Source organism: Streptomyces sp. 8N706, assembly GCF_052245415.1.
Classification (GTDB): Bacteria; Actinomycetota; Actinomycetes; order Streptomycetales; family Streptomycetaceae; genus Streptomyces.
Window position 1 is genome coordinate 35,959 of the sequence record NZ_JBQQBW010000005.1, and the last position, 21,455, is coordinate 57,413.

A 21,455-nucleotide genomic window follows, 5' to 3' on the forward strand; every position below is an offset into this window, starting at 1 on the left:
CGGCCGCCGCCTACCCCTACCTGTTCCCATCGGTCACTTCCCCCCGTTTTTCCCGCTTTTCTCGGTCGCGTTCTTCAGATCGAGGTCCTGTTTCTCGAAGTTCTTGAGTGCCCCCGACACATGGTTCTTCAAGTCCTCGGCGTTTTTCGCTAGTTCTTCTCGATAGCTGTCCCAGTTGGTGACGAACTCGTCCATCTTGTCGGCGATGCTGTCGTGGCCCCAGATATCACGTAGGGCTTCGCTACGCTTGTCGATGCCTTCTAGGGCCTTAATGATGTCTCGGAGATTCCTCTTCGAGGACTCCAGCAATGTGTAGTCGACAACCAGCCGGTCGTGGCGGCCCATATGTCCCCTCCGTTTGCCTTACTTGGTTCAACAGGCTCACGTTGCGGCTCAGCCCACCGGCACAGTCACCGTGAACGCCTCCCCGCTGCCCAGGTGCAGCAGGCCCTTGCCCGGTACCACCGGGCCGCCCACCGCGCTCCGGCTCAGGCGCACGCCGATCAGTTCGCCGCTCGACGTGTCCTGCGGGGAAAGGAGCAGGCCGCGCTTGGACTTCTTCAGGTCGACCTGCCAGCCGCTGAAGCCCGAGCAGACGTCGTCCTCGTCGCCGGCGATAACGATGCCGATGCCGCGGTCGGAGCCCGTCGAGATCAGCCTCTTGAACTCGTCCTCCGCATCGCAGTCCTCCAGGAGCTCGCCGTCGTCGATCAGGACGACGATCGGACGCTCCACAGACGCCGTGGCCACGGCCTCCTTCAGCTCGTCCTCCTCGACGTCGCTGCCCGTGAAGACCGCCAACACGCCTTCAAAAGCACCCAGTTCGCGCAGCGGGGAGGTCCGCGGGGCGCAGACGACCAGGCGGGCGCCGCGGCCCACAAACGTACGCGCCAGGTTCATCAGCACCGTCGAGCGGCCCGACTTCGCCGGGCCCGCGATCACGAAGCCCGGCGAGCCCTGTGCCAGGTCCGGGCCGAAGGCCGTCAGGTCGTCGCCGCCGACGCCCACCAGGCCCCACAGCGGCGAGGCGGACGCCGCCGGGTCGACGTGCTGCCATGCCTGGTCGAAGGTGAGGCGGCTGGGCAGCGAGTCCACCCGGAACGGCCGCAGGGCCCGCGGCACCGCCGCGTCCCGGCGGGTCGCCCCCTCTCCGAGGGCCGCAAGGGCCGCGTTCTGCCCCTGCCCGGTGGCGTCCTCGCTCAGCAGCGCAAACTGGATCTCCGTACCCGTCTCGTTGCGGAACGCGCGGCCCGGCGGGATCTCGTCCGGCACCTTGCGGCTGTTGATGCCCAGCATCGAGAAGTCGGTACGGTCCGCAAGGCGCAGGCCGTACTTGTCCTCCGTCAGCGAGGCGATCCGACCGGTCAGCAGTTGCCTGTCGCCCGCGATCACCAGGTGGATGCCGACGCTCGCGCCCTCGCGCATCAGGGTCAGCAACTCGTCGGTCAGCTCGCCGTGTTCCAGCTCGCCCAGGGAGGAGACCCAGCCCTCCCAGCGGTCAAGGAGCAGCACGATGTGCGGCAGCCGCCGGTCCTCCGGCACCCCGGCGCGCTGCTCACCGATGTCCGCGAAGCCGTACTCCGCAAGGAGCTCCTGCCGCCTGCTCACCTCCGCCGACAGCCGGCGGACCAGACGGACGGCCCGCTCGCTCTGGTTGCGGCCCACCACCGCGCCGCAGTGCGGCAGCTTGGACAGAGCATTCAGCGCGCCGTTGCCGCAGTCGATGCCGTACAGGTGGACGTCGGCGCAGGAGAGGGTGCGGGCCAGGGAGCCCGCGATCGTACGCAGCACCTGGGAGCGGCCGCTGCGCGGCGCACCCGCGATGAGCAGATGGCCGAAGGTGGCGAAGTCGATCGCGACCGCGCGGCGGGCCTGGCTCGACGGCAGGTCCTCGATGCCGTACGGCGCCGGGGGCAGCACGCCCAGACCCTGAGCCGGCGGCAGGTCCTCCGGCAGCACGGTCTCCGCAAGGGCCGGCAGCCACGGGCTGTGCTGCTGCGGGATGCGCAGGTGCGCGTTGGCCTCCCGGACGGCGTCGACCAGCACCTTCAGGTCGGTGATCTCCTCTTCCTCGCTCTTGGCGGCCGCGGGCTTCGCCAGCGCCGCGCGGCCCAGGCCGGCCCAGTGCAGCTCCCCGGTCCACGGGGCGACGGCCATCGGGTCCACGGTGCCGGGACGGCGGCCGCCGACGCGGCCGGACTGGAAGGGGATGAGGGAGGCTGCGCCGGTGCGCACGTAGGCGCGGCCCGGGTTGTTCTTGGAGATGTTGCCGGCCTCGGGTGAGTCGATGACGTCCGTCGACTCGCCGCCGTCGGTGACCCGCAGGGCGATACGGAGGTTGGTGTTGGCCCGGATCTCCGGCGAGACCACGCCGGACGGTCGCTGGGTGGCCAGCATCAGGTGGATGCCGAGGGAGCGGCCGCGCTGGGCGATGTTGACAAGGCCGGTGACGAAGTCCGGCAGGTCGCGGACCATGGACGCGAACTCGTCGATGACCAGCAGCAGTCGGGGCAGCGGCGCCATACCCGGATTACGGCGTACCAGGTCCTGGTAGTCCTCGATGTCCTTCGCCCCGACCTGGGCCAGGATGTGCTCGCGGCGGTGCAGCTCGGCGCCGAGCGACTCCAGGGCGCGCTCGACGAGGTGGGCGTCGAGGTCGGTGACCATGCCAACGGTGTGCGGCAGGTGTACGCAGTCCTTGAACGCGCTGCCGCCCTTGTAGTCGACGAGCACGAAGGTCATGTTCTCCGGTGTGTTCGCCACCGCCAGCGCGGCGACGATCGTCTGCAGCAGCTCGGACTTGCCGGAGCCCGTCGTACCCGCGATGAGGCCGTGCGGCCCGTCCTTGCGGATGTCGATGCCGAACGGCCCGTCGTACGACTCACCGACCATCGCCAGCGTGGACTGCCCGCCGGTCTGCCAGCGGGCGGCCACCACGCCGGCCGTCGGCGGTTCCATCCCGATGACGTCAAGGAGCCGACTGGCGTCCGGCAGCGCGCTGTCCGTCGCTTCGCCGCTGATGTCGCGCAGCGGGGCGAGCGCCCGGGCCACCCGGGCGCACCAGGCCGCCGAGACGAAGTCGGGCCGTACGCCCAGGACTTTGGCCTTGCCCTCCTGCTGCACGCGCAGCCGCAGCACGGAGGGGTCGACCTGCTCCGCAGCCGTCGGCGCCGCCGGCCCGGGGGCGCCGCTCTGGTTGTCGAGGGAGAGCAGCACAGCGGCGGTGTTGGTCAGCGCCGGCGTGGCGGGCGCGGCCGACGTCTTCCGCTTCCGCTTGCGGCGCGACCTGCCGGCCTCGGCCGCCGCCTTCTTCCGCTGCTCCTCCTCGGCGGCCCGCCGCAGCACGTCGAGAGCCTCGCTCGCGCCGCCGCCGGCCTGCCGCTCGTGCCTGGCGTGCCGGGCATTGCGCGGTTCCGCGATCACGATGCCCTTGCACTCGCCCGGCAGGAAGCGCTCCTCGGCGTCCAGGCAGATCGCGTACATCGATACGGCCGGGCCTTCCTTCAGCAGCCGTACGACGCCGGGCATCGAGCGCAGCCGGCGCGAGCCGTCCCAGACGACGACGATGTCGGGGTCGGCGAAGCCCACCTGACCGCGGTTCTCCTGGGCGGCCTTCTGCCTGGCCTCAAGGATTTGGGTGAGTTCGCCGATACGGGCGCCGACGGTCTCGGCGTCGTTCCCGATGAGGACGTTGGCGTCCTGCGCCGTCGGACGGGCATGCGGCAGCCAGCGGACCCAGTCCCAACCGGCCTGCGCGTTCGCCTCGGTGAGCACGTAGAACTGCACGTCCAGCGGGCTGTGCAGGGCGGCCGCCTGCGTCACCGTCCACCGCGCCAGGCTGCGCGCGGTGTCGTCGTGACCCGCGAAGCCGATCACGCCGAGCCGGCCCAGGTGCAGGGTGACGGGGGTGTCGGTGATGTCCCAGGTGACCTGGCGGCGGTGGTCGTCCTGCTCAGGGTCGTCGAGGACGACGGCGGAGGGCAGTCGGCCGGTGCCCACCCGCAGCAGCAGGTGGTCGGCGTCGCTACGGCGGCGCTCCCACAGACGGGTGCGGGGGCCGGTGGCGTTGGCCCAGATGGTGCCGGGGTCCGGGTGGTCGAGGCGGCGGTCGCCGCGCTCCAGGACCAGCGCCTCCTGTGCGTCGCGCTCGATCCGGGCCTTGTGCTCCTCGTACTCCTTGACCTGCTTGGCGTGGGACTTGCGGCCGTGCTTCTTGTCCCAGAAGTAGTTGGCGATCATGATCAGCGGGCTGAAGACCGCGATCAGCAGGTACGTCATGCGCCCCATCACCAACGCCATGGTGACGGCCATGGCGAGCGGGGACAGCGCCATCAGCCAGGGCAGCGGCCGGGCCTCGTACTCCCTCGGGGGCGTCGGCAGGCGGAACGTGGTGGTGCGCTCCGGGGGGCGCAGCCGCGGCGGGCGGTTGTAGTCGAGCCCGGAGCCGTCGTCGGACCACTTCACGGCCGCGTCCGGGGGCGTGTAACCGGCCACGTCGAGCAGGGTGTTGCCGATGGCGAGCTGTGAGCCGACGCGCAGCTGCTGCCCTTCGAGCGGTTTGCCGTCGACACGCACCTCGTCGGGCCCCGGCTCCTTGTCCTCGGGTGCCGCACCCGGCCGACCGGGCTGCCCGGCTGGCTGCTGTGCCGGCCCCTCGCCGCCCTGCCTGCCGCCGTGCACGGCCAGGCGGAGGTCGTCCGCGGAGACCACGTAGAGCGTCAGCGCGCGCTGAGGCAACTCCGGGTCGTCGATGATCAGTTGACAGTTCGGGCCGGAGCCTATGTCGTACCGGCCGATGCCCAGCCGGTACACGGCGCCGGCGTCGGGCCCGCCGGCCACCCGGACTTCGATGACACCGGACTGCTCGCCGGGCAGCGTGCCGGAGGGGTCGTCCAGGCTCACCACCGCGCCGTCGCGCAGCGGGGAGGTGGTGACGGTGTGGGCGGGGTCCACTTGGCAGTTGTCGACGTAGAGCACGGGACCGGGCTGCCCGGCGAGCGAGCCGGGCCCGAGCCCGCCCCGCACCCGGGCCGCGAGCTCCCGGGCAACGGCGTCGATACGGGTCTCCGGGTCGGCATCGAGGACGAGGTCTTTGCTGGCGTTCGTATAGGGGTCGACGACAGTCAGCTTCAAACGCACTTAACTCCTCCTCGAAATGCCTCTCAACGAGGGAAAGAATATCGTCCCGGCAACTCGGTCGTGCACCTGCGATATGCCACAACAATGTCGCGATTTGAGGGCAGTTGATGGGCAGTTGATGGCCGCCGTGACTGCACTTATATGCACCTGTGAGGGTTAGCGACTAGGGTGCCCAACGGCGTGTGCCGAACCGGTGCGCGCCACACGTATGCCGGGAGGGGGCCCTCGCGGTCGCCAACGGAGGGAAGGGGAGCGTCATGGCTAAAGACCTTGATGTCACATATGAGGACATGCGGGCCGCGGCGAAGAAGATGAACCGCGAGAAGGAGCGCATCGAGGAGAAGCTCCAGGACCTGAAGACCTACATCGACGGCCTGCTCGAGAAGGGCTTCGTCACCCGGCAGGCGTCGAAGAAGTTCGGCCAGGACTTCGAGGAGTTCAAGCAGGGCATGTCGAAGACCAACGAGGGTCTCGACGGCCTGGCCCAGTACCTGGAGAAGGCGGCGGACTCCTTCGAGAACCTCGACATGGAGCTCGGCAAGTAAGTCGGCGACTGCCGCGGTTGAGCCTGCCTGCGCACAGCGCCGGGGGTGAGGGCGATGTCGGCCTGGATCGGCCGGTACCGCCCTCACCCCTTTTTTGCTTTCTGCGGCATGGTGTGAGGGGCGTAATGGGCGGCCGGGCCGCCGCCCCGAGACCTCACCGGAATTTCTCCATCTCCGTTACATCTCTTACGGTGCAGTCACAGAGTATTCACAGGCGGCAAGTATCGGCGGGCTGGTAGTAGCCGGCGGGATCGAAAACGCACCGCTACAGGAGAAGGGAAGGAGCCGGAGGCTCGGCCGCTGTCCTTTTGGAGCGGGTCAAGAGGGTGATCGGTCGGCGCTTCCACCTGGCCTGCACCATCCAGGGTGTGCGGAGACTTCTCGTACGGAACGGTTGGTCCTGCCGGGTTCCCGCTCGTCGCGCAGTCGAGCGGGACGACGAGGCCGTCGCCGGGTGGGTCAAGGAGGTGTGGCCCTGCGCGGAAGACTTGCGGCGGCCCGTGGGACCTGGCTCGCCGGATTGCGGGAGTTCGCCGCCTCGCCTGACCATCTACTACCTGCCGCCCTGGGCACCCGACCTCAACCCCCTCCCAAGCGCGGCCCCCGCGTGGTACCGCGGGCTCTTCCTGCTCGCGGCGTCATCCGGGCTGAGGCAAGGTGAGCTATTCGGCCTCGAGGTCGATGCCGTCGACTTCCTGCGTCGTGAGGTGACTCTGCGGCAGCAGCTCATCGACCCGGAAGAGGGCGACCCGGAAGAGGGCGACCCGGAAGAGGGCGAGCCGGAAGAGGGCGAGCCCTACCTCGGCGAGCCCACGACGCACGAGAGCTACCGCACGGTGCCGCTCACCAAAGCGGCGGTAGGTGCGCTCGCCGCCCACCTTGAGCGGTTTCCGGCGCCTGCGGTGAAGATCGAGGACCGGACCGACCCGAGGAAGCCACGGCGTCGCACCGCGCGGCTGATCTCACCGAACCAGCTCAACGAGCCAGTTCGGCGCGGAGCCTGGTCGCACGTATGGGGGAGGACCCGACGCAACGCGAACAGGGCGCTCGCGAAGAGGCACGAGCAGGCGCGAAAGGCGTGGGTCCGAAACGGGAGGGCCGAGGGCAGCGAGCCGAGCCGTGTAGAGGTTCCGGACGGCGCGAGCCTGCACGACCTGCGGCACTTCTACGCCTCGCTGGTCATCAAGCACCGGGAGAACGTCAAGACGGTGCAGAAGAGGTGCCACGCGAAGCCGTCGATCATCCTCGACACGTACACGCACCTGTGGCCTGACGAGGAGGACACAACGAGGGCGCGGTCGAGGCATTCCTCGGCGATGTGCCCCCGTTGTGCCCTGCGAAGTCTGCGTGACGACGTTCGTGCAGGTCAGGCCACTTCTCAGCGGTAGTTGACGAACTGCACCGCGAAGTCCAGGTCCTTGCCCTTGAGGAGGGCGATGACGGACTGCAGATCGTCCCGGCTCTTCGAGGTCACCCTCAGCTCGTCGCCCTGCACCTGCGCCTTGATGCCCTTCGGGCCCTCGTCGCGGATGATCTTCGCGACCTTCTTCGCGTTCTCCTGCGAGATCCCCTCCTGGAGAGAGGCGGAGATCCTGTACTCCTTGCCGGACGCCTGCGGCTCACCGGCGTCCAGTGCCTTGAGCGAGATCCCGCGCTTGACCAGCTTGGACTGGAACACATCGAGGATGGCCTTCACCCGCTCCTCGGAGTTGGCGCGCATCTCGATCTTCTCGCCGGACCACTCGATCGAAGCGCCGACGTTCTTGAAGTCGTACCGCTGGGAGATCTCCCGGCTCGCCTGGTTGAGGGCGTTGTCGACCTCCTGCCGCTCGACCTTCGAGACGATGTCGAAACTGGAGTCGGCCATCGTGAGTTGGCTCCTCGTACGTAGATCCGTCATGGGTACGGCGCCGTCCCCGGCCCGCACCGCCAGCCTAGCCACCCCGGCCATGATCCATCGGCGATCAACCGGGTGGCGAACCACCCCCCGCCATCAGGTATGGTTTACGTCGTTGCCAGGGAGCACCGACACAGGAGCGCGCCCCGGCCACATCCCCGGCGGGTTGCCCGAGCGGCCAAAGGGAGCAGACTGTAAATCTGTCGGCTTACGCCTACGCAGGTTCGAACCCTGCACCCGCCACACGAGTGAAGCGGCCCCTGACCAGGTAAAACGGTCGGGGGCCGTCCGCCTATCCAGGTGACTGTGATGGCCGTGGCTCCCCGTGCTTCCCCGCCTCATCGGGCACGTAACGGGCATGAGGTGCAGTGGGCCACATGCTGCTGACGGCGGGCCTAGGGCGAATCGGGCTAGCTTCCCAGTCCCGGCACTGTTGGCTACGCAGAGTGGTGCAGTTATCTCGCGAGAGTTGTTCACCTGCCTCAATCTGGTGGAGTGACGGGTCACAATGCGAGGAGCTCGCCGGAGGATCACCGGCGGCGTGGTAGGCGCTGGCGCCTGGTCTGGTCCGGCGCCGGACTGATGGGTGTCGCTGTGGTTCTGCTCGCGGTGTCCGTCCTCCGGATGACCGATCATGAGCGTGGCTTGCGCTTGCCTGAGTCGCCGACTCGCAGCCCCACCCTCTCTAGGACCCCTGAACCAACCCCGCCCGGTACCGCTGACCTCCCAACCGCCCCCCAGAACCCCGTCACGCCCTCTATGCCACCTCCTACGCCGACCGTGACGGTGACCCAGCACGTTCGAGTGTCCGAGGCAGATGGTGGAGCGCCTGCGCTCATTACCGCTGTCGGTGGGTTGATCACCGCTGGGGTCGGCGCGGCATCGTTCGTTGTTGGGATGAGGCGCCGGGGCAGCCGGGAGGCCGTACGGTCGCATCCGTCCAACAACGGATCTTGAGAGCCTGAGTGCGCCCGGGCGACCTGTCTGGACGGCGCTGGACACCAGGTCGGCGGAGCGGGTTTGGGCGGTGGCCTGCCCGGTCTGGGGTCGAGCATGATCAGGGGGCCGTACGCTTGCCCGCAACTCGGGCAGGCTTGCCCCCTGCCCGCAATGTGTCCGAGTGGCCCCCTGGTCTTGCTCGACGCGGGACCCGGACCGGGGAGGTGCCTGAAGCCGCGGAGCCGACCGCCCCACATCCGGCCTGGTCTTTCGCCCCCTTGTGGGCGCGGACGGCGACGGCGCGTGGCCCCCGGTGACGGAGGCATGGAGGGGAGCCGCGCGCCGGCGGCGTCCGGCGCCGCCGCGCTTCAGCGCGGCACCTGAATCCCCTGTGTTCAGACTGCTTCGCAGTTCCAGGAGGCCGGGATCGTTCGACGCTCATGCGTCGTCGCGTTGCTCCTGGCGCCCCAACTCGCCGGACCCGGGAGCGAGCGGAGCGAGCCTTGATGAAGTAGAGAAACTCTTACCGCACGCATCTCGGCTGGCTACGACACAGCGCTCCGCTCGGCAAGCTCGGCGAGTTGCTCGGGTACTCGCGTGCCTGAGAGCTGGACCAGGTCGCGGATCACTCCGCGGGACAGATGATGCGTACGGATCTGCTCTGGCGCCAGTGCCTCCGCCTCGGTCAGTGCGGCTACGGCTTCACCGACGTGTCGCCGCTGCGCATGTGCCCGCGCCACGTCAAGCAGGAAACGCGACTGACGCTCTGGAGAGAGCCCAGAGGCGTCAACGCCTTCCGCTACGTCCAGCGCTAGCCCAGCGTCCCCTAGATCAACAGCGGTGCTCACTGCATGCGGCTCGACATTCGTCGGGCCGAACTCGGTGCCGAAGTCGTTGCGGTCCTCGCCGAGCCGCGCAGCGATGTCGTGGGCCTGCTCGATGTGCCGGTGAGTTGCCCTACGGTCGCCCTCTTTGGCGTTGATCACCGCACGCTAGCTCTTGCCGTAGGCCCCGCTCCTCAGCTTCCAGAAGCGCACATGAGTGGTGAGCGACGAGCCGTACGACTCGGCCGTCCGCCGCCTCCTGGTCGCGCAGGAAGCGAGCCCCGTCCAGGGGATGAAAGCCGGTGGTGGCGATGGACGGCGAGTAGCCGACGTCATGGAGGATCGCGGCGGCCTCCAACACCTCGGCATCGTTCCCGACGATCGGACGAAGTGAGCGGGCCCGCTCAGTGACGCCCAGAGAGTGCGCCCAGCGTCGCGGCAGCGGCTCGGACAGCATCTTTTCGGAGAGCTCGTACGGCCACTCAGTCAGTGTCATAGCAGCCAGGCTACGAGGGGACCGCGGGGCCCGGGAGGGCGCGCACCGTGCGCCCTTTGCCGTGGACGGTGTCCAGCAAGCCGTTGCCTTCCATCTGAGCCAGCGCCCGGCGCACAGCCGTACGGGAGACCTCGAAGGTCTGGCATAGCTCAGATTCGGATGGGAACGCGTCGCCAACGGCGAGCTGCCTGTCGGGGATGAGTGAAGTCATGCGCTCCACGAGCGGCCGGCGGTCTCCACCCCGGCTCACGCTCCACCCGACACCGGGCGCGGACTCGATCAGACCCTCGGCTTGAAGCACAGCCAGAGCGCGTCGGATGGTTGTCCGTGAGACTCCGTGGTCACGCATCATCTGGGCTTCAGATGGCAGGGCGCCCGAGACGGACCCATCTTTGATCTTGTTGCGCAGAGCATCCGCAACCAGTACATACGTACCTCGCGGGTTGGCTGCTGGCACCGAGAACGAACCCCCTCAACACGAGCAGGGGTGGCTGCCTACTCAATTGAGTAGGTTAACCCGAGCGTGTTCATGTTCATCCCTGGTGACCCAGCCTCGGCTCGGCCCGTGGTACTCCGGGCCCGAGGGGGACGACTGCTGGCCGGCCGCTGTGTGGCCGTAGCGTTTTGCACAGGCCAGGCTCGGCTCTAGTCACGGGAGCGTCGACTAGCCCCCGGAAGCACGGCAGCCTCGCACAGCAGAACTGCCCAAGGTGCAGATCCTGAAATCCGGGCACAAGGCGAGCGTGGCGCCCGCAGCGAGCGGGGCCGACCGAGGCGGAATACGGAATTCCCCTTAATATTGCTGAATGAATCTTCGCCTCACGCTGCTCGCCGCGGCCCGCAGCTCTTCTCTGCTCGAGGTGCGATTCGGCGATGACCGCCCCCTCGATGCCACGGGGTGGCACGAGACTGAACGAGCGGCACCTGTCCTCGTTCATCTGGCCGCGGCGGATCTGCGCTATTGCTCGCCGTCGCCCCGCTGCCGGGAGACAGGAAGGGTCCTTGGCCTTTCCCCGCTAGCCCAGCCCGCGCTGCGCGGCTGCGACATGGGCAGGTGGCGCGGGCGCACCTTGGAGGAGGTGATGGCGCACGAGTCACGTGCCGTCGACGCCTGGCTCGCCGATCCGCGGGTCGCCCCACACGGCGGCGAGCCGCTGTTGACGTTCATCTCCCGGGTGGGTGGCTGGCTCGACACCCGGCCAGTCCACGACGGCGGGCACATCCTCGCCGTGACCGAACCCGATGTGGTACGGGCCGCCCTCGTCTACACGCTCAAAGTTCCGCCTCACTCGTACTGGAGCATCGATGTCATGCCGCTGACCGCCATCACGCTCACCGGGCGGGCCGGGCACTGGAACTTGCGCTTGAAGAGCGTTCTCGAGCAGGTCTGACGTCGGCTCCCATCGGCGGTACGGGAAAGCGCATGAACACCATGAAGCGTGCACTTACCACTCTCGGCCTCGCCGGGGCCACACTGGCGATCACAGGTACGGCCCACGCTGCTGGCGTCCTGGGGTTCGGAGACAACGGGGGGCTTAACACTGATGAATCAGCCAGCTTGTTGGTGTTGGGGGACAGCTTCATGAGCGGTCAAAGCAACACCTTCGCCCCCATCACCACGATTGCTGGCATCGACGGCGTCGGCTCGTCGTACGTGCGGTAGTTCGGGACTGTCTGGCGGTGCACTAACGGATCCACAGCCGGATCGCAGCGTCGGTGACCGTGCCGTGAGAGACGAACGCTCTCTTGTCGTACCGGGTCGCCACGGCTTCCTTGAGATCATTAGCCGGGCGTGCACCCGTCACCTTCACGCTGTGTCGTCCCCGGTCGGGACTACCCGGAAGTCCCTATCTCCACCGTCCAAGACAACAGCGTGGCCGGGTCGGCAGGGAAGAGCGACTGCCGGGCCGATATGGCGGTGGGGACGGCGAAAGCAAGAGCAGCGACGACCACACTCCACAGGCCGAGCTTGTTGGCGGTGGAGAGGGCGCGGTACCTGCGGCCCGCGCGCAGCAGGCGGTTGTCGGGCGGGACTACGGGGTCTGGCGGCACGGGGCCCGGCGCAGGGATGCCGGCCGGACCTGGTGCGGAGGGCGGCGGTAAGGCTCCGCCGCTCGTACCGCCCCGTTGTGCTGCCATGGAACGCCCTCCCCCGCTGACGGCCCGGACCGCAGCTGCTCCGGATCTCCTCAATTGCCGCACAGTCCAGGAGCCGTCAGTCGTTCGACAGCCCCTGCTCCACAACCGCGTTGTCTGCCGGTCAGCCGCGCACGCGGGGGGCCGGGTGCACCGCTTGGTGGTCAGAACGAAACGGCGTAGTTCGGTGGATGCCTACTGTGCCGCTCTGGACGACGTGTGGACGACTGGGCGCCGATCTAAGCTGCGTCGCCCTGTTCTTGCAGGTCAAAGGTGCAATCTAGGAGAGCACGTCAGGAGTCTGCAAATCTGTCGGCTTACGCCTACGCAGGTTCGAACCCTGCACCCGCCACACTCAGGATCAGCCCCCGACCAGCACGTCTGGTCGGGGGCTGATCTCATGCCGGGTGCGCTCGCGTGCTCACAGGTGGTGCTGGCCCGTTCTCGTGATGTGGCTGATCTCGCCCGTCCCGCCCAGGGCAGGGGTGCCGATCACGATGTAGTCCAGGCGCTCCAGCGACCGGAGGGCCTCGGTGACGTCCTCCTCGGTCAGGCCCGTGGCCCGTACGAGATCGCCCCGGTGGGGACAGACCGGCGGCTTCGTGTCCAGGAAGTCGGCGATCGCCCGGAGGACCGTGCGCTCGTCCCTGGTGATGGGGGCTTCCATGGCTAGACCTGTTCGTCCGGCCAGTCCGCCGGGCCGCCGCCGCGCCACTCGATGAGGTCCGGGTCGTCCACCCGGACGATGTGCTCGTCCAGGCCCGCCACGCGGAGGAACTCGACGACGTCCCGCAGCGAATGCGCCTTGCCGACCGACTCGCCGCGGATCGTCACGCGGCGCGTGCCGTCCAGCCACGGGTGCACGACCACGGGAGGGCCCTGCTGTCCGTTCATGCCCCCAGCGTGCGGCGGGCCGCTGCCGGGCGCATCCCGGCAGCGGCCCGCTGGATCCGCGAGGTCCGCGAACTCTGTGGGGTTTGCAGGGTTCGCGAGGTCCGTAACTTCTGTGGGGTTGGCGAAGTCAGTGAGGTCGGTGAGGTCCGTGTGGGTTCGCAGGGTTCGCGAGTTCGCGGTCTCAGCCCCTGGCCACCGCCGCGACCGCCTCCTCGACCCGCATCGGTCCGCTGATCAGCTCCAGTACGTGGCCGGCCGTGCCCGGCTCCAGCAGCAGCGCCCCGAGCACGGCCGCCACGTCGTCGCGGGGAATCTGCCCGCGCCCCGTGTGCTCGACGAGACGGACCATGCCCGTCCCCGGCTCGTTGGTGAGCGCTCCGGGGCGCAGGATCGTCCAGTCGAGGCCCTTCTTGGACCGTACGTAGGCGTCCGCGGCTCCCTTGGCCCGCAGATAGGCGGCGAAGACCGGGTCCGTGTCCGGCGGCGGCTCGCTGTCCGCGCCCATGGAGGAGACGACGAGGAAACGCCGGGCACCGGCCCGTTCCGCCGCGTCCGCGAACAGCTGTGCGGCCCCCTTGTCCACGGTCTCCTTCCGCTCGACGCCACTGCCCGGCCCCGCGCCCGCCGCGAACACCGCCGCGTCCGCCCCCTCGAGATGGGACGCGACCTCGTCGACCGACGCCGACTCGAGATCGCACACAACCGGTTCGGCGCCCGCGGCCCGCAGATCGTCCGCCTGCTCGGGTTTGCGGATGATCCCCGCTACCTCGTCTCCGCGCCCGGCGAGCAACCGCTCCAGCCGTAGCGCGATCTGACCGTGTCCACCAGCGATGACAATGCGCATGGTTCCGACCGTACGCCGGGGAGCCGGTGCCGCACCTCGACGGCGTGTGGAGCGAGCGGACGGGTCAGGAACCGCCCTGCGCCTGCCGCGGCAGGTCCAGCGCCGCCACCGCGGCCGAGTCGCAGTACTCCCGCACCGCGCTGGTCCGCGCCACCACACGCCCCCGGTGCACCACCACCCGGCTGTACGCCAGTGAGAGCACCCCCGCGAGCCCGGAACCGCGCACCGCGAGCAGTTCGGCCGGGAAGCCGGCCTCCACCCGTACCTCCGGCAGCCCCATCGCCGCCCGCGCCTGCCCGCTCACCGCGTCGTACGCCGCGCCGGGCTGCTCCCCGCCCTGCGTGACGAGCAGATACGCGGCCTCCAACGGATCTCCGCGCCCCACCGGGTTCGCCACATCCCGCATCGCCCCGCTGCCCGCAGCGACCCGTACGCCCGCCGCCCGCAGCAGTCGCACCGGAGCCGCGCCCGCCCGCCGGTGTGTCGAGCCGCAGCCGCCCTGCGGTAGACAGACCACCGTGATACCGGCTGCCGCGAGCTGGTCCGCCGCCCGCGCCGCCCTTTCCTGCGACAGCTTCGCCAGTCCCGCGCACGGCCCCACCGCGACCCCCGGCCGCAGACCGCCCGCCATCGCCGCGAGCCGCGCGAGCCTGGCGGGGTCGTCACCCTCCGTATGCAGATCGACGGCGCAGCCGTGCTCGGCCGCGACCTCCAGAACGGCCTCCACATACCCCGTCGGGTCCGGGTCGAGGTCGGGGCAGCCGCCGACCACGGGGGCGCCCATCTTCACCGCGTCGCGGAGCATCGCCAGCCCGTCCGCCCCGGCCGCACCGGTGAGCACCCGCGGTACGGCGACGGCGCTGAGGTCGGTCAGGCCGCGCAGCGTCCGCCCGGCCTGGAGCACGGCCTCGAGCGAGCTCAGCCCCTGCACGTCGCCGATCCGCACATGGGAGCGCAGCGCCGTCGCGCCGTGTCCCAGCTGCAGCAGCGCGGCCTCGGTGGTGCGCCGCTGGACATCCGCCGGGGCGTACGAGACGGGCCCGTCCGCGTCGGCGGTGAGGGCCGTGTCGCTGTGGGCATGCGGCTCGGCGGGCGCCGGCAGCAGCAGATAGCCGGCGAGATCGACGCGCCTGCCGGCGGCCGCGCCCCCGGCGCGCTCCAGGCTCCCGGCCGTGCCGACGGCCTCGATGCGCCCGCCGCTGAGCCGTACGTCCACGGTCCGGCCGTCCGCGAGTCCGGCGCCGCACAGCAGCAGCGCAGCGGCGTCCGGGCCGGAACCGTCGCGTCTCGGGGGTTGCTGCGGGTGGCTCTCGGGCATCGTGCTCCCTGGGGTGTTCGGGGGCCCGTGGTCGTCCTCCTGGGGGGACGCGCCGCCAAGATCACGCAGCGCGGGACGAGCCTAAGGCGCGGCCGCTGCGGCATCGAGGAGGAGCCGAATAGTCGTACTGCTGTGGTGGCCATGAGGCATGGCAGGACGCTCCGATACGGATTTCACGTTCGGCTGCCGACCGTGTAATGTCTTCATCGCTCGCCCCAATAGCTCAGTCGGCAGAGCGTCTCCATGGTAAGGAGAAGGTCTACGGTTCGATTCCGTATTGGGGCTCTGATGTGCGAGTGTCCCGCCCTCGGGCGGGGTACGCACGCATCAAAGCGGTGTAGCTCAGTCGGTAGAGCAAGCGGCTCATAATCGCTGTGTCACCGGTTCAAGTCCGGTCACCGCTACTGACAGTAGCCGATTGTGGGGTCGGTCCTCCGATCGGCTACTCTTTTCTGCGTTCATCCATCCGTCCGGCAAGGAGCACTCACGTGGCTGCCACCGACGTCCGCCCGAAGATCACGCTGGCCTGCGTGGAGTGCAAGGAGCGGAACTACATCACCAAGAAGAACCGGCGTAACGACCCGGACCGTCTTGAGATGAAGAAGCACTGCCCGCGCTGCAACGCGCACACCGCGCACCGCGAGACGCGATAAAACCGGCTCGTACGCGAGGCCGTCCCCATGCTGGGGGCGGCCTCGCGTCGTTGGCCCCGTTCCATCGACACAGGCCCTTCTGGCCATTGCCGCACTACAGGGAGAGCAGATGGCGCTCGACCAGTCGTTCGTCGGGCGGTCCTACCCGCCCACCCCGCCGTACGAGGTCGCCCGGGAGAAGATCCGTGAGTTCGCCGAGGCGATCGGGGACGCCAATCCGGTCTACACCGACCCGGACGCGGCCAAGGAGTTCGGCCACCCGGATGTGATCGCCCCGCCGACTTTCGTGTTCGCGATCACCTTCAAGGCGGCCGGACAGGTCATCGAGGACCCCGCCCTCGGCCTGGACTACAGCCGGGTCGTCCACGGCGACCAGAAGTTCGTCCAGACCCGCCCCGTGCGCGCCGGTGACCGTCTCTCGGTCACCTCTTTTATTGAATCGATCAAATCCCTCGCCGGAAACGATGTGTTGTCGATCCGCGGCGAGGTGTACGACGACAGCGGCGAACATGTCGTCACCGCGCACACGAAGCTGGTGGCCCGCGCCGCCGAGGAGGCCTGATGACCGCGACGATCTCCTACGACGACGTCGAGGTCGGCACGGAACTGCCCGCGCAGACCTTCCCGGTGACCCGCGAGACGCTGGTCCGCTACGCGGGGGCCTCCGGCGACTTCAATCCGATCCACTGGAACGAGAAGTTCGCCAAGGAGGTCGGTCTCCCCGACGTCATCGCGCATGGCATGTTCACGATGGCCGAGGCGATCCGTGTCGTCACCGACTGGGCCGGGGACCCGGGTGCCGTCGTCGAATACGGGGTGCGCTTCACCAAGCCCGTCGTGGTCCCCGACGACGGCCGCGGGGCGGCCATCGAGGTCAGCGCCAAGGTCGCCGCCAAACTGGACGACCGTACGGTCCGGGTCGACCTGACCGCGGTCAGCGCGGGCCAGAAGGTGCTGGGCATGTCCCGCGCCCTGGTCCGCCTCGCCTGAGCCGCAGCTCGGCCCGCCCGTTCGGGTGCACGGGCGGGGGCACGGAGCGTCCGTGGGTCCCTTACGCATGGCTGGGTCCGGAAGGCCGGTGAGGGAGCTGGCGAACGCGCCCCCGCAGCAGCCCACGCGGGAGCGGGCGAGGGATTCGTCCGCACGAGTACGCGTAGGGCCCTGCGGGAGCACCGTGCAGGGGCATGTGTGGGAGTCCGTGCGGAAGATAGCGACGTGTCCGTTCCGGTACCCGGAGGCGCGTCCGGGACGCGCCGTGCCGCGGCTCGTGGGGGAGCGCGTGCGGCGTCTCGTGCAGCGGCTCGTCCAGGATCGGCGCAGCCGGCCGGCTCTCGCTCGCGGACGGCCGCCGGGGAGTACCGAGGATTTCCCCCCGGCGCGCTCCCCGTACGCTTGGCGCGTGCAGGAACTCCACGACGCCCCCCTCGCCCCGCTGACCACGTTCCGGCTCGGCGGCCCCGCCGCCCGCCTCGTCACCGCCACCACGGACGACGAGGTGATCGCCGCGGTCCGCGAAGCCGACGCGACCGCGACGCCCCTCCTGGTCATCGGCGGCGGCAGCAACCTCGTCATCAGCGACAAGGGCTTTGAGGGCACCGCCCTGCGCATCGCCACCCCCGGCTTCGACCTCGCGGGCAGCCGCCTCGAGCTCGCGGCCGGCGAGAACTGGTCGGACGCGGTCGCGCGGACCGTCGCGGCAGGTTTCGCCGGTATCGAATGCCTCGCCGGAATCCCCGGCTCCGCAGGTGCGACCCCGATCCAGAACGTCGGCGCCTACGGCCAGGAGGTCTCCTCCGTCATCACCGAGGTCGTCGCCTACGACCGACGGACGGACGCGACGGTGACCATCCCGAACGCCGACTGCGGCTTCTCCTACCGGCACAGCCGCTTCAAGGCCGATCCCACCCGCTACGTGGTCCTCCGCGTCCGCTTCGCGCTCGAGGACGCCGAAGGCCTGTCCGCCCCGGTCACATACGCCGAACTCGCCCGTTCCCTCGGTGTCGAGCCCGGCGACCGCGTTCCGGCCGCCACCGCCCGCGAGGCCGTCCTGAAGCTCCGCTCCGGCAAGGGCATGGTCCTGGACGCCGATGACCACGACACCTGGTCCGCCGGCTCCTTCTTCACCAATCCGATCCTCACCACGGGCGAACACACGGTCTTTCTCGCCCGCGTCCACGAGCGCCTCGGCCCGGACACGGTGCCGCCCGCCTACCCGGCGGGTGACGGCCGCATCAAGACGTCCGCGGCCTGGCTGATCGACAAGGCGGGTTTCACCAAGGGGTACGGCACGGGCCCCGCCCGCATCTCCACCAAGCACACGCTGGCCCTCACCAACCGCGGGGCCGCGACAACCGAGGATCTGCTAGCCCTCGCACGCGAGGTGCGCGACGGCGTCCGCGAGGCCTTCGGCGTCAGTCTCGTCAACGAGCCGGTGACGGTCGGCGTCAGCCTCTGAGTGCGGCACCCGCCGTGCCGCTCCGGTGCGGACCTCCACCCAGCCTGGCCCGGTCGGGCCGTCCCCGCCTCGCGGGCCCGAGGTGCCGTCCCCCGCCCCCGTACGGGACCAGGATCGGGCGCTCCTCGGCGGGCCCCGCGGTGCCGTCCCGGACCCAGCCGGAGCGGACCCGGGCCCCCTGCCGTGCGGAAGCGCCGGAACCGACTGACCGCACCCGTCGCCGGCCCTCCGTCACCGTGGTGTCAGCACCGCGCGCCCCGGCGGAGCCCGCCAGTGCCGCCACCCGCGGGCCGGCCTGGGACTCCACGACACCTGTCCTTCAAGAACCGGGCCCCACGGCCCAAGGCTCGGCCTCGAAGCCCGACCCCGCTGCGACCGCGCCTCGAGCCCGCCGAGGCGGCCCCCTCGAGCCCGTCCCTGCCCCGCAGTCGCCCAAGACCGCAGTCGCCGAGACCGGAGTCGTCCTTCTACGACTCCCCGAGCCAGTCCGCGATCCCGTCGAGCAGTCGCTCCCGGATCTCCGCAGGCGCGGCCGACCCCCGTACCGACTGCCGTGCCAGCTCCGCCAGCTCGGCGTCCGTGAAGTCGTGGTGCTCCCGTGCCAGGTCGTACTGGGCCGCCAGCCGCGTCCCGAACAGCAGTGGGTCGTCCGCGCCCAGCGCCATCGGCACGCCCGCCTCGAACAGCGTCCGCAGCGGTACGTCCTCCGGCTTCTCGTAGACGCCCAGCGCCACGTTCGACGACGGACAGACCTCGCAGGTCACCCCGCGCTCGGCCAGCTTCCGCAGCAGCCGCGGGTCCTCCGCCGCCCGCACGCCGTGTCCGATCCGCCCCGCGTCCAGGTCGTCGAGACAGTCCCGCACACTGCCGGGCCCCGACAGCTCGCCTCCGTGCGGCGCCGCCAGCAGACCGCCGTCCCGGGCGATCGCGAAGGCCCGGTCGAAGTCCCGTGCGAACCCGCGCCGCTCGTCGTTCGAGAGCCCGAAGCCCACGACCCCGCGCTCGGCGTACCGGACCGCGAGCCGTGCCAGGGTCCGCGCGTCCAGCGGATGCTTCGTACGGTTCGCCGCGACCAGCACCCGCATACCGATCCCGGTGGCGCGCGAGGCGCTCTCCACGGCGTCGAGGATGATCTCCATCGCGGGGATCAGCCCACCGAGCCGTGGCGCGTACGAGGTGGGGTCGACCTGGATCTCCAGCCAGCCGGATCCGTCCCGCAGGTCCTCCTCCGCCGCCTCCCGGACGAGCCGCTGGATGTCCTCGGGCGATCTGAGGCAGGACCGTGCGATGTCGTACAGCCGCTGGAAACGGAACCACCCGCGCTCATCGGTGGCCCGCAGCTTCGGCGGTTCGCCGCCGTTCAGGGCCTCCGGGAGGTGGACGCCGTACTTGTCGGCGAGCTCCAGCAGGGTGCCGGGCCGCATCGACCCGGTGAAATGCAGATGCAGATGGGCCTTCGGCAGCTGACGGACATCGCGCACGCTCTCCATCCCAGGATCCTGCCGCATCCGGCGGCCGGCGGGGTAGGGCATTGCCCGATCGAGGGGTTGCCCACAGAAGCGTTCGACCCAGCGGCCCCGACCGGCCAGCCCCGACCGCCGGCCCCGACCGGCCCGCGCGGTCGGACCCGCGGAGCCGGATCCCCTACGCAGGCCCGCGCAGGCGGACCCGCCTCCGGACAGCCCGCTCCGCAGAGGCCCCTCCGCAGACCCGTCGCCGCAGAGGCCCTCCAAACGCCCGCGGGCTTCCGGCCGAAGCCGGAAGCCCGCGGCACACAGCCATGCGGAGGGGCGCTACGCGCGCGCCTCACCCAGCAGCTTCTGGAGCCGCGACACGCCCTCGACCAGGTCCTCGTCGCCCAGTGCGTACGACAGGCGCAGGTAGCCCGGCGTGCCGAAAGCCTCGCCCGGCACCACCGCGACCTCGGCCTCCTCCAGGATGACCTCGGCCAGCTCCACGCTCGTCCGCGGCCGCTTGCCCCGGATCTCCTTGCCGAGCAGTTCCTTCACCGTCGGGTAGACGTAGAAGGCACCCTCCGGCTCCGGGCACGTCACGCCGTCGATCTCGTTCAGCATCCGCACGATGGTCCGGCGCCGCCGGTCGAAGGCCTCGCCCATCCGCCGCACGGCGTCCAGGTCACCCGAGACGGCGGCGAGCGCCGCGACCTGGGCCACGTTGGAGACATTCGAGGTGGCGTGCGACTGCAGGTTGGTCGCGGCCTTGATCACGTCCTGGGGAGCGATGACCCACCCGACCCGCCAGCCGGTCATGGCGTACGTCTTGGCGACACCGTTGACCACGATGCACTTGTCACGCAGCTCCGGTACGACGACCGGCAGCGAGGAGAACTCCGCGTCCCCGTACACCAGGTGTTCGTAGATCTCGTCCGTCATCACCCACAGGCCGTGCTCGGCGGCCCAGCGGCCGATCTCCTCGACCTGCTCGCGCGAGTAGACGGCACCCGTCGGGTTGGAGGGGGAGACGAACAGCACCACCTTCGTACGGTCCGTACGGGCGGCCTCCAGCTGCTCCACGGAGACGCGGTAGCCGGTGGTCTCGTCGGCGACGACGTCCACCGGGACGCCGCCCGCCAGCCGGATCGACTCGGGGTAGGTCGTCCAGTACGGCGCCGGGACGATGACCTCGTCACCCGGGTCGAGGACCGTGGCGAACGCCTCGTAGATCGCCTGCTTGCCGCCGTTGGTGACCAGGACCTGCGCCGGCTCGATCTCGTAGCCGGAGTCGCGGAGGGTCTTGGCGACGATCGCGGCCTTGAGCTCGGGGAGGCCGCCGGCCGGGGTGTAGCGGTGGTACTTCGGGTTGCGGGCGGCCTCCACCGCAGCCTCGACGATGTAGTCGGGCGTGGGGAAGTCGGGCTCGCCCGCGCCGAAACCGATCACGGGGCGGCCGGCGGCCTTGAGGGCCTTGGCCTTCGCGTCCACGGCCAGGGTGGCGGACTCGGAGATCGCGCCGATACGGGCCGAGACCCGTCGGTCCGTGGGGCCGGGCGCGGATTCGGGGGTGTGTGCGGGTGGAGTAGCAGCGCTCATAACAGCATCGTCGCAGACCACGGCGAGACCTGGCACAGGGGTTTGCGGCCGGGATCCGGCAGTACCTGTTCGACGCCCAGCCCGCGAACACGTACACTCACTCGTCGTTGGCCTTCACCGGCCGCTCCACCCTGCGCACTCCGTGCACCCGGGCGGATGCGGTACGTTGGGGGCACACAAAGGGTCGTAGCTCAATTGGTAGAGCACTGGTCTCCAAAACCAGCGGTTGGGGGTTCAAGTCCCTCCGGCCCTGCTACACACACCT

General features: G+C 69.9%; 20 protein-coding genes, 5 tRNA genes and 2 pseudogenes. 14 read left to right on the plus strand and 13 right to left on the minus strand.

Features of this window, described 5'->3' with window-relative positions; genetic code table 11:
• Window positions 1-33: 33 nt before the first annotated feature.
• Window positions 34-345 (minus strand): hypothetical protein, encoded by a 312-nt coding sequence (locus ACTWQE_RS03620; protein WP_443327325.1) that lies wholly within the window; start codon window positions 343-345, stop codon window positions 34-36.
• 48 nt (window positions 346-393) lie between these two features.
• Complete coding sequence (locus tag ACTWQE_RS03625; RefSeq protein WP_443327326.1) at window positions 394-5,139, minus strand: FtsK/SpoIIIE domain-containing protein; 4,746 nt, start codon at window positions 5,137-5,139, stop codon at window positions 394-396.
• Window positions 5,140-5,396: 257 nt separating this feature from the next.
• Here ACTWQE_RS03625 and ACTWQE_RS03630 point away from each other — a divergent pair, with 257 nt between their 5' ends.
• From ACTWQE_RS03630 to ACTWQE_RS03640, 3 genes and pseudogenes are all read left to right on the plus strand, one after another.
• Window positions 5,397-5,684, plus strand: a complete 288-nt coding sequence (locus tag ACTWQE_RS03630) for a WXG100 family type VII secretion target (RefSeq protein WP_443327327.1) — start codon at window positions 5,397-5,399, stop codon at window positions 5,682-5,684.
• Between the two features lie 308 nt (window positions 5,685-5,992).
• A pseudogene (locus tag ACTWQE_RS03635) lies at window positions 5,993-6,201 on the plus strand (helix-turn-helix domain-containing protein); the annotation flags it as partial.
• Window positions 6,185-7,072 (plus strand): tyrosine-type recombinase/integrase, encoded by an 888-nt coding sequence (locus tag ACTWQE_RS03640; protein ID WP_443327328.1) that lies wholly within the window; start codon window positions 6,185-6,187, stop codon window positions 7,070-7,072. The pseudogene ACTWQE_RS03635 and the gene ACTWQE_RS03640, both read left to right, overlap by 17 nt.
• Here the strand turns inward: ACTWQE_RS03640 and ACTWQE_RS03645 are convergent.
• Entirely contained in the window at window positions 7,063-7,551 is a 489-nt protein-coding gene (locus ACTWQE_RS03645) for a YajQ family cyclic di-GMP-binding protein (RefSeq protein WP_443327329.1), read from the minus strand. The genes ACTWQE_RS03640 and ACTWQE_RS03645 overlap by 10 nt on opposite strands.
• A gap of 190 nt (window positions 7,552-7,741) precedes the next feature.
• On the opposite strand from ACTWQE_RS03645, the gene ACTWQE_RS03650 reads away from it, so the two are divergent.
• A tRNA-Tyr gene (locus ACTWQE_RS03650) sits at window positions 7,742-7,824 on the plus strand.
• A 1,241-nt stretch (window positions 7,825-9,065) separates the two neighbouring features.
• On the opposite strand, the gene ACTWQE_RS03655 is transcribed toward ACTWQE_RS03650, so the two are convergent.
• From ACTWQE_RS03655 to ACTWQE_RS03665, 3 genes and pseudogenes are all read right to left on the minus strand, one after another.
• Window positions 9,066-9,506: a hypothetical protein gene (locus ACTWQE_RS03655; protein WP_443327330.1), complete on the minus strand. Its 441-nt coding sequence runs from the start codon at window positions 9,504-9,506 to the stop codon at window positions 9,066-9,068.
• 7 nt (window positions 9,507-9,513) lie between these two features.
• Window positions 9,514-9,840, minus strand: a pseudogene (locus ACTWQE_RS03660) (HD domain-containing protein); the annotation flags it as partial.
• Window positions 9,841-9,850: 10 nt separating this feature from the next.
• Entirely contained in the window at window positions 9,851-10,297 is a 447-nt protein-coding gene (locus ACTWQE_RS03665) for a GntR family transcriptional regulator (protein ID WP_443327331.1), read from the minus strand.
• Window positions 10,298-10,646: 349 nt separating this feature from the next.
• Here ACTWQE_RS03665 and ACTWQE_RS03670 point away from each other — a divergent pair, with 349 nt between their 5' ends.
• Both ACTWQE_RS03670 and ACTWQE_RS03675 read left to right on the plus strand, forming a co-directional pair.
• Window positions 10,647-11,231 (plus strand): histidine phosphatase family protein, encoded by a 585-nt coding sequence (locus ACTWQE_RS03670; RefSeq protein ID WP_443327332.1) that lies wholly within the window; start codon window positions 10,647-10,649, stop codon window positions 11,229-11,231.
• A gap of 32 nt (window positions 11,232-11,263) precedes the next feature.
• Window positions 11,264-11,503, plus strand: coding sequence for a hypothetical protein (locus ACTWQE_RS03675; protein WP_443327333.1), 240 nt, complete (start codon window positions 11,264-11,266; stop codon window positions 11,501-11,503).
• Window positions 11,504-11,673: 170 nt separating this feature from the next.
• Here the strand turns inward: ACTWQE_RS03675 and ACTWQE_RS03680 are convergent, their stop codons facing one another.
• Window positions 11,674-11,892 carry a hypothetical protein gene (locus ACTWQE_RS03680; RefSeq protein ID WP_443327334.1) on the minus strand — a complete coding sequence of 73 codons (219 nt, stop codon included), beginning with the start codon at window positions 11,890-11,892 and terminating at the stop codon, window positions 11,674-11,676.
• A gap of 356 nt (window positions 11,893-12,248) precedes the next feature.
• Between ACTWQE_RS03680 and ACTWQE_RS03685 the strand changes: the two genes are divergently transcribed.
• Window positions 12,249-12,328, plus strand: a tRNA-Cys gene (locus tag ACTWQE_RS03685).
• Between the two features lie 69 nt (window positions 12,329-12,397).
• Here the strand turns inward: ACTWQE_RS03685 and ACTWQE_RS03690 are convergent.
• From ACTWQE_RS03690 to ACTWQE_RS03705, 4 genes are all read right to left on the minus strand, one after another.
• Entirely contained in the window at window positions 12,398-12,643 is a 246-nt protein-coding gene (locus ACTWQE_RS03690; RefSeq protein ID WP_443327335.1) for a hypothetical protein, read from the minus strand.
• A gap of 2 nt (window positions 12,644-12,645) precedes the next feature.
• Window positions 12,646-12,870, minus strand: a complete 225-nt coding sequence (locus ACTWQE_RS03695) for a hypothetical protein (RefSeq protein WP_443327336.1) — start codon at window positions 12,868-12,870, stop codon at window positions 12,646-12,648.
• A 181-nt stretch (window positions 12,871-13,051) separates the two neighbouring features.
• Entirely contained in the window at window positions 13,052-13,714 is a 663-nt protein-coding gene (locus ACTWQE_RS03700; RefSeq protein ID WP_443327337.1) for an SDR family oxidoreductase, read from the minus strand.
• 64 nt (window positions 13,715-13,778) lie between these two features.
• A complete protein-coding gene (locus tag ACTWQE_RS03705) occupies window positions 13,779-15,032 on the minus strand; it encodes an amidohydrolase family protein (RefSeq protein WP_443327338.1) in 1,254 nt (417 codons plus the stop codon).
• Window positions 15,033-15,244: 212 nt separating this feature from the next.
• Between ACTWQE_RS03705 and ACTWQE_RS03710 the strand changes: the two genes are divergently transcribed.
• The 6 genes from ACTWQE_RS03710 to ACTWQE_RS03735 all read left to right on the plus strand — a co-directional run bounded on the left by ACTWQE_RS03710 (window position 15,245) and on the right by ACTWQE_RS03735 (window position 18,140).
• Window positions 15,245-15,317: transfer RNA gene (locus ACTWQE_RS03710), tRNA-Thr, on the plus strand.
• Between the two features lie 46 nt (window positions 15,318-15,363).
• Window positions 15,364-15,436 (plus strand) — tRNA-Met (locus ACTWQE_RS03715).
• 84 nt (window positions 15,437-15,520) lie between these two features.
• On the plus strand, window positions 15,521-15,685 hold the full coding sequence (gene rpmG, locus ACTWQE_RS03720; protein WP_004571794.1) for a 50S ribosomal protein L33: 165 nt from the start codon (window positions 15,521-15,523) through the stop codon (window positions 15,683-15,685).
• A gap of 109 nt (window positions 15,686-15,794) precedes the next feature.
• Window positions 15,795-16,247, plus strand: coding sequence for an FAS1-like dehydratase domain-containing protein (locus tag ACTWQE_RS03725; RefSeq protein WP_443327339.1), 453 nt, complete (start codon window positions 15,795-15,797; stop codon window positions 16,245-16,247).
• Window positions 16,247-16,675 (plus strand): MaoC family dehydratase, encoded by a 429-nt coding sequence (locus ACTWQE_RS03730; protein WP_443327340.1) that lies wholly within the window; start codon window positions 16,247-16,249, stop codon window positions 16,673-16,675. The genes ACTWQE_RS03725 and ACTWQE_RS03730 overlap by 1 nt, the downstream gene beginning before the upstream one ends.
• Window positions 16,676-17,084: 409 nt before the next feature.
• Window positions 17,085-18,140 (plus strand): UDP-N-acetylmuramate dehydrogenase, encoded by a 1,056-nt coding sequence (locus tag ACTWQE_RS03735; RefSeq protein WP_443327341.1) that lies wholly within the window; start codon window positions 17,085-17,087, stop codon window positions 18,138-18,140.
• A gap of 467 nt (window positions 18,141-18,607) precedes the next feature.
• Here ACTWQE_RS03735 and ACTWQE_RS03740 read toward each other — a convergent pair whose 3' ends face one another.
• On the minus strand, window positions 18,608-19,630 hold the full coding sequence (locus ACTWQE_RS03740; protein WP_443327342.1) for an adenosine deaminase: 1,023 nt from the start codon (window positions 19,628-19,630) through the stop codon (window positions 18,608-18,610).
• A gap of 303 nt (window positions 19,631-19,933) precedes the next feature.
• Entirely contained in the window at window positions 19,934-21,190 is a 1,257-nt protein-coding gene (locus ACTWQE_RS03745; RefSeq protein WP_443327343.1) for a pyridoxal phosphate-dependent aminotransferase, read from the minus strand.
• 180 nt (window positions 21,191-21,370) lie between these two features.
• On the opposite strand from ACTWQE_RS03745, the gene ACTWQE_RS03750 reads away from it, so the two are divergent.
• Window positions 21,371-21,443, plus strand: a tRNA-Trp gene (locus ACTWQE_RS03750).
• The last annotated feature ends 12 nt before the right edge of the window (window positions 21,444-21,455 follow it).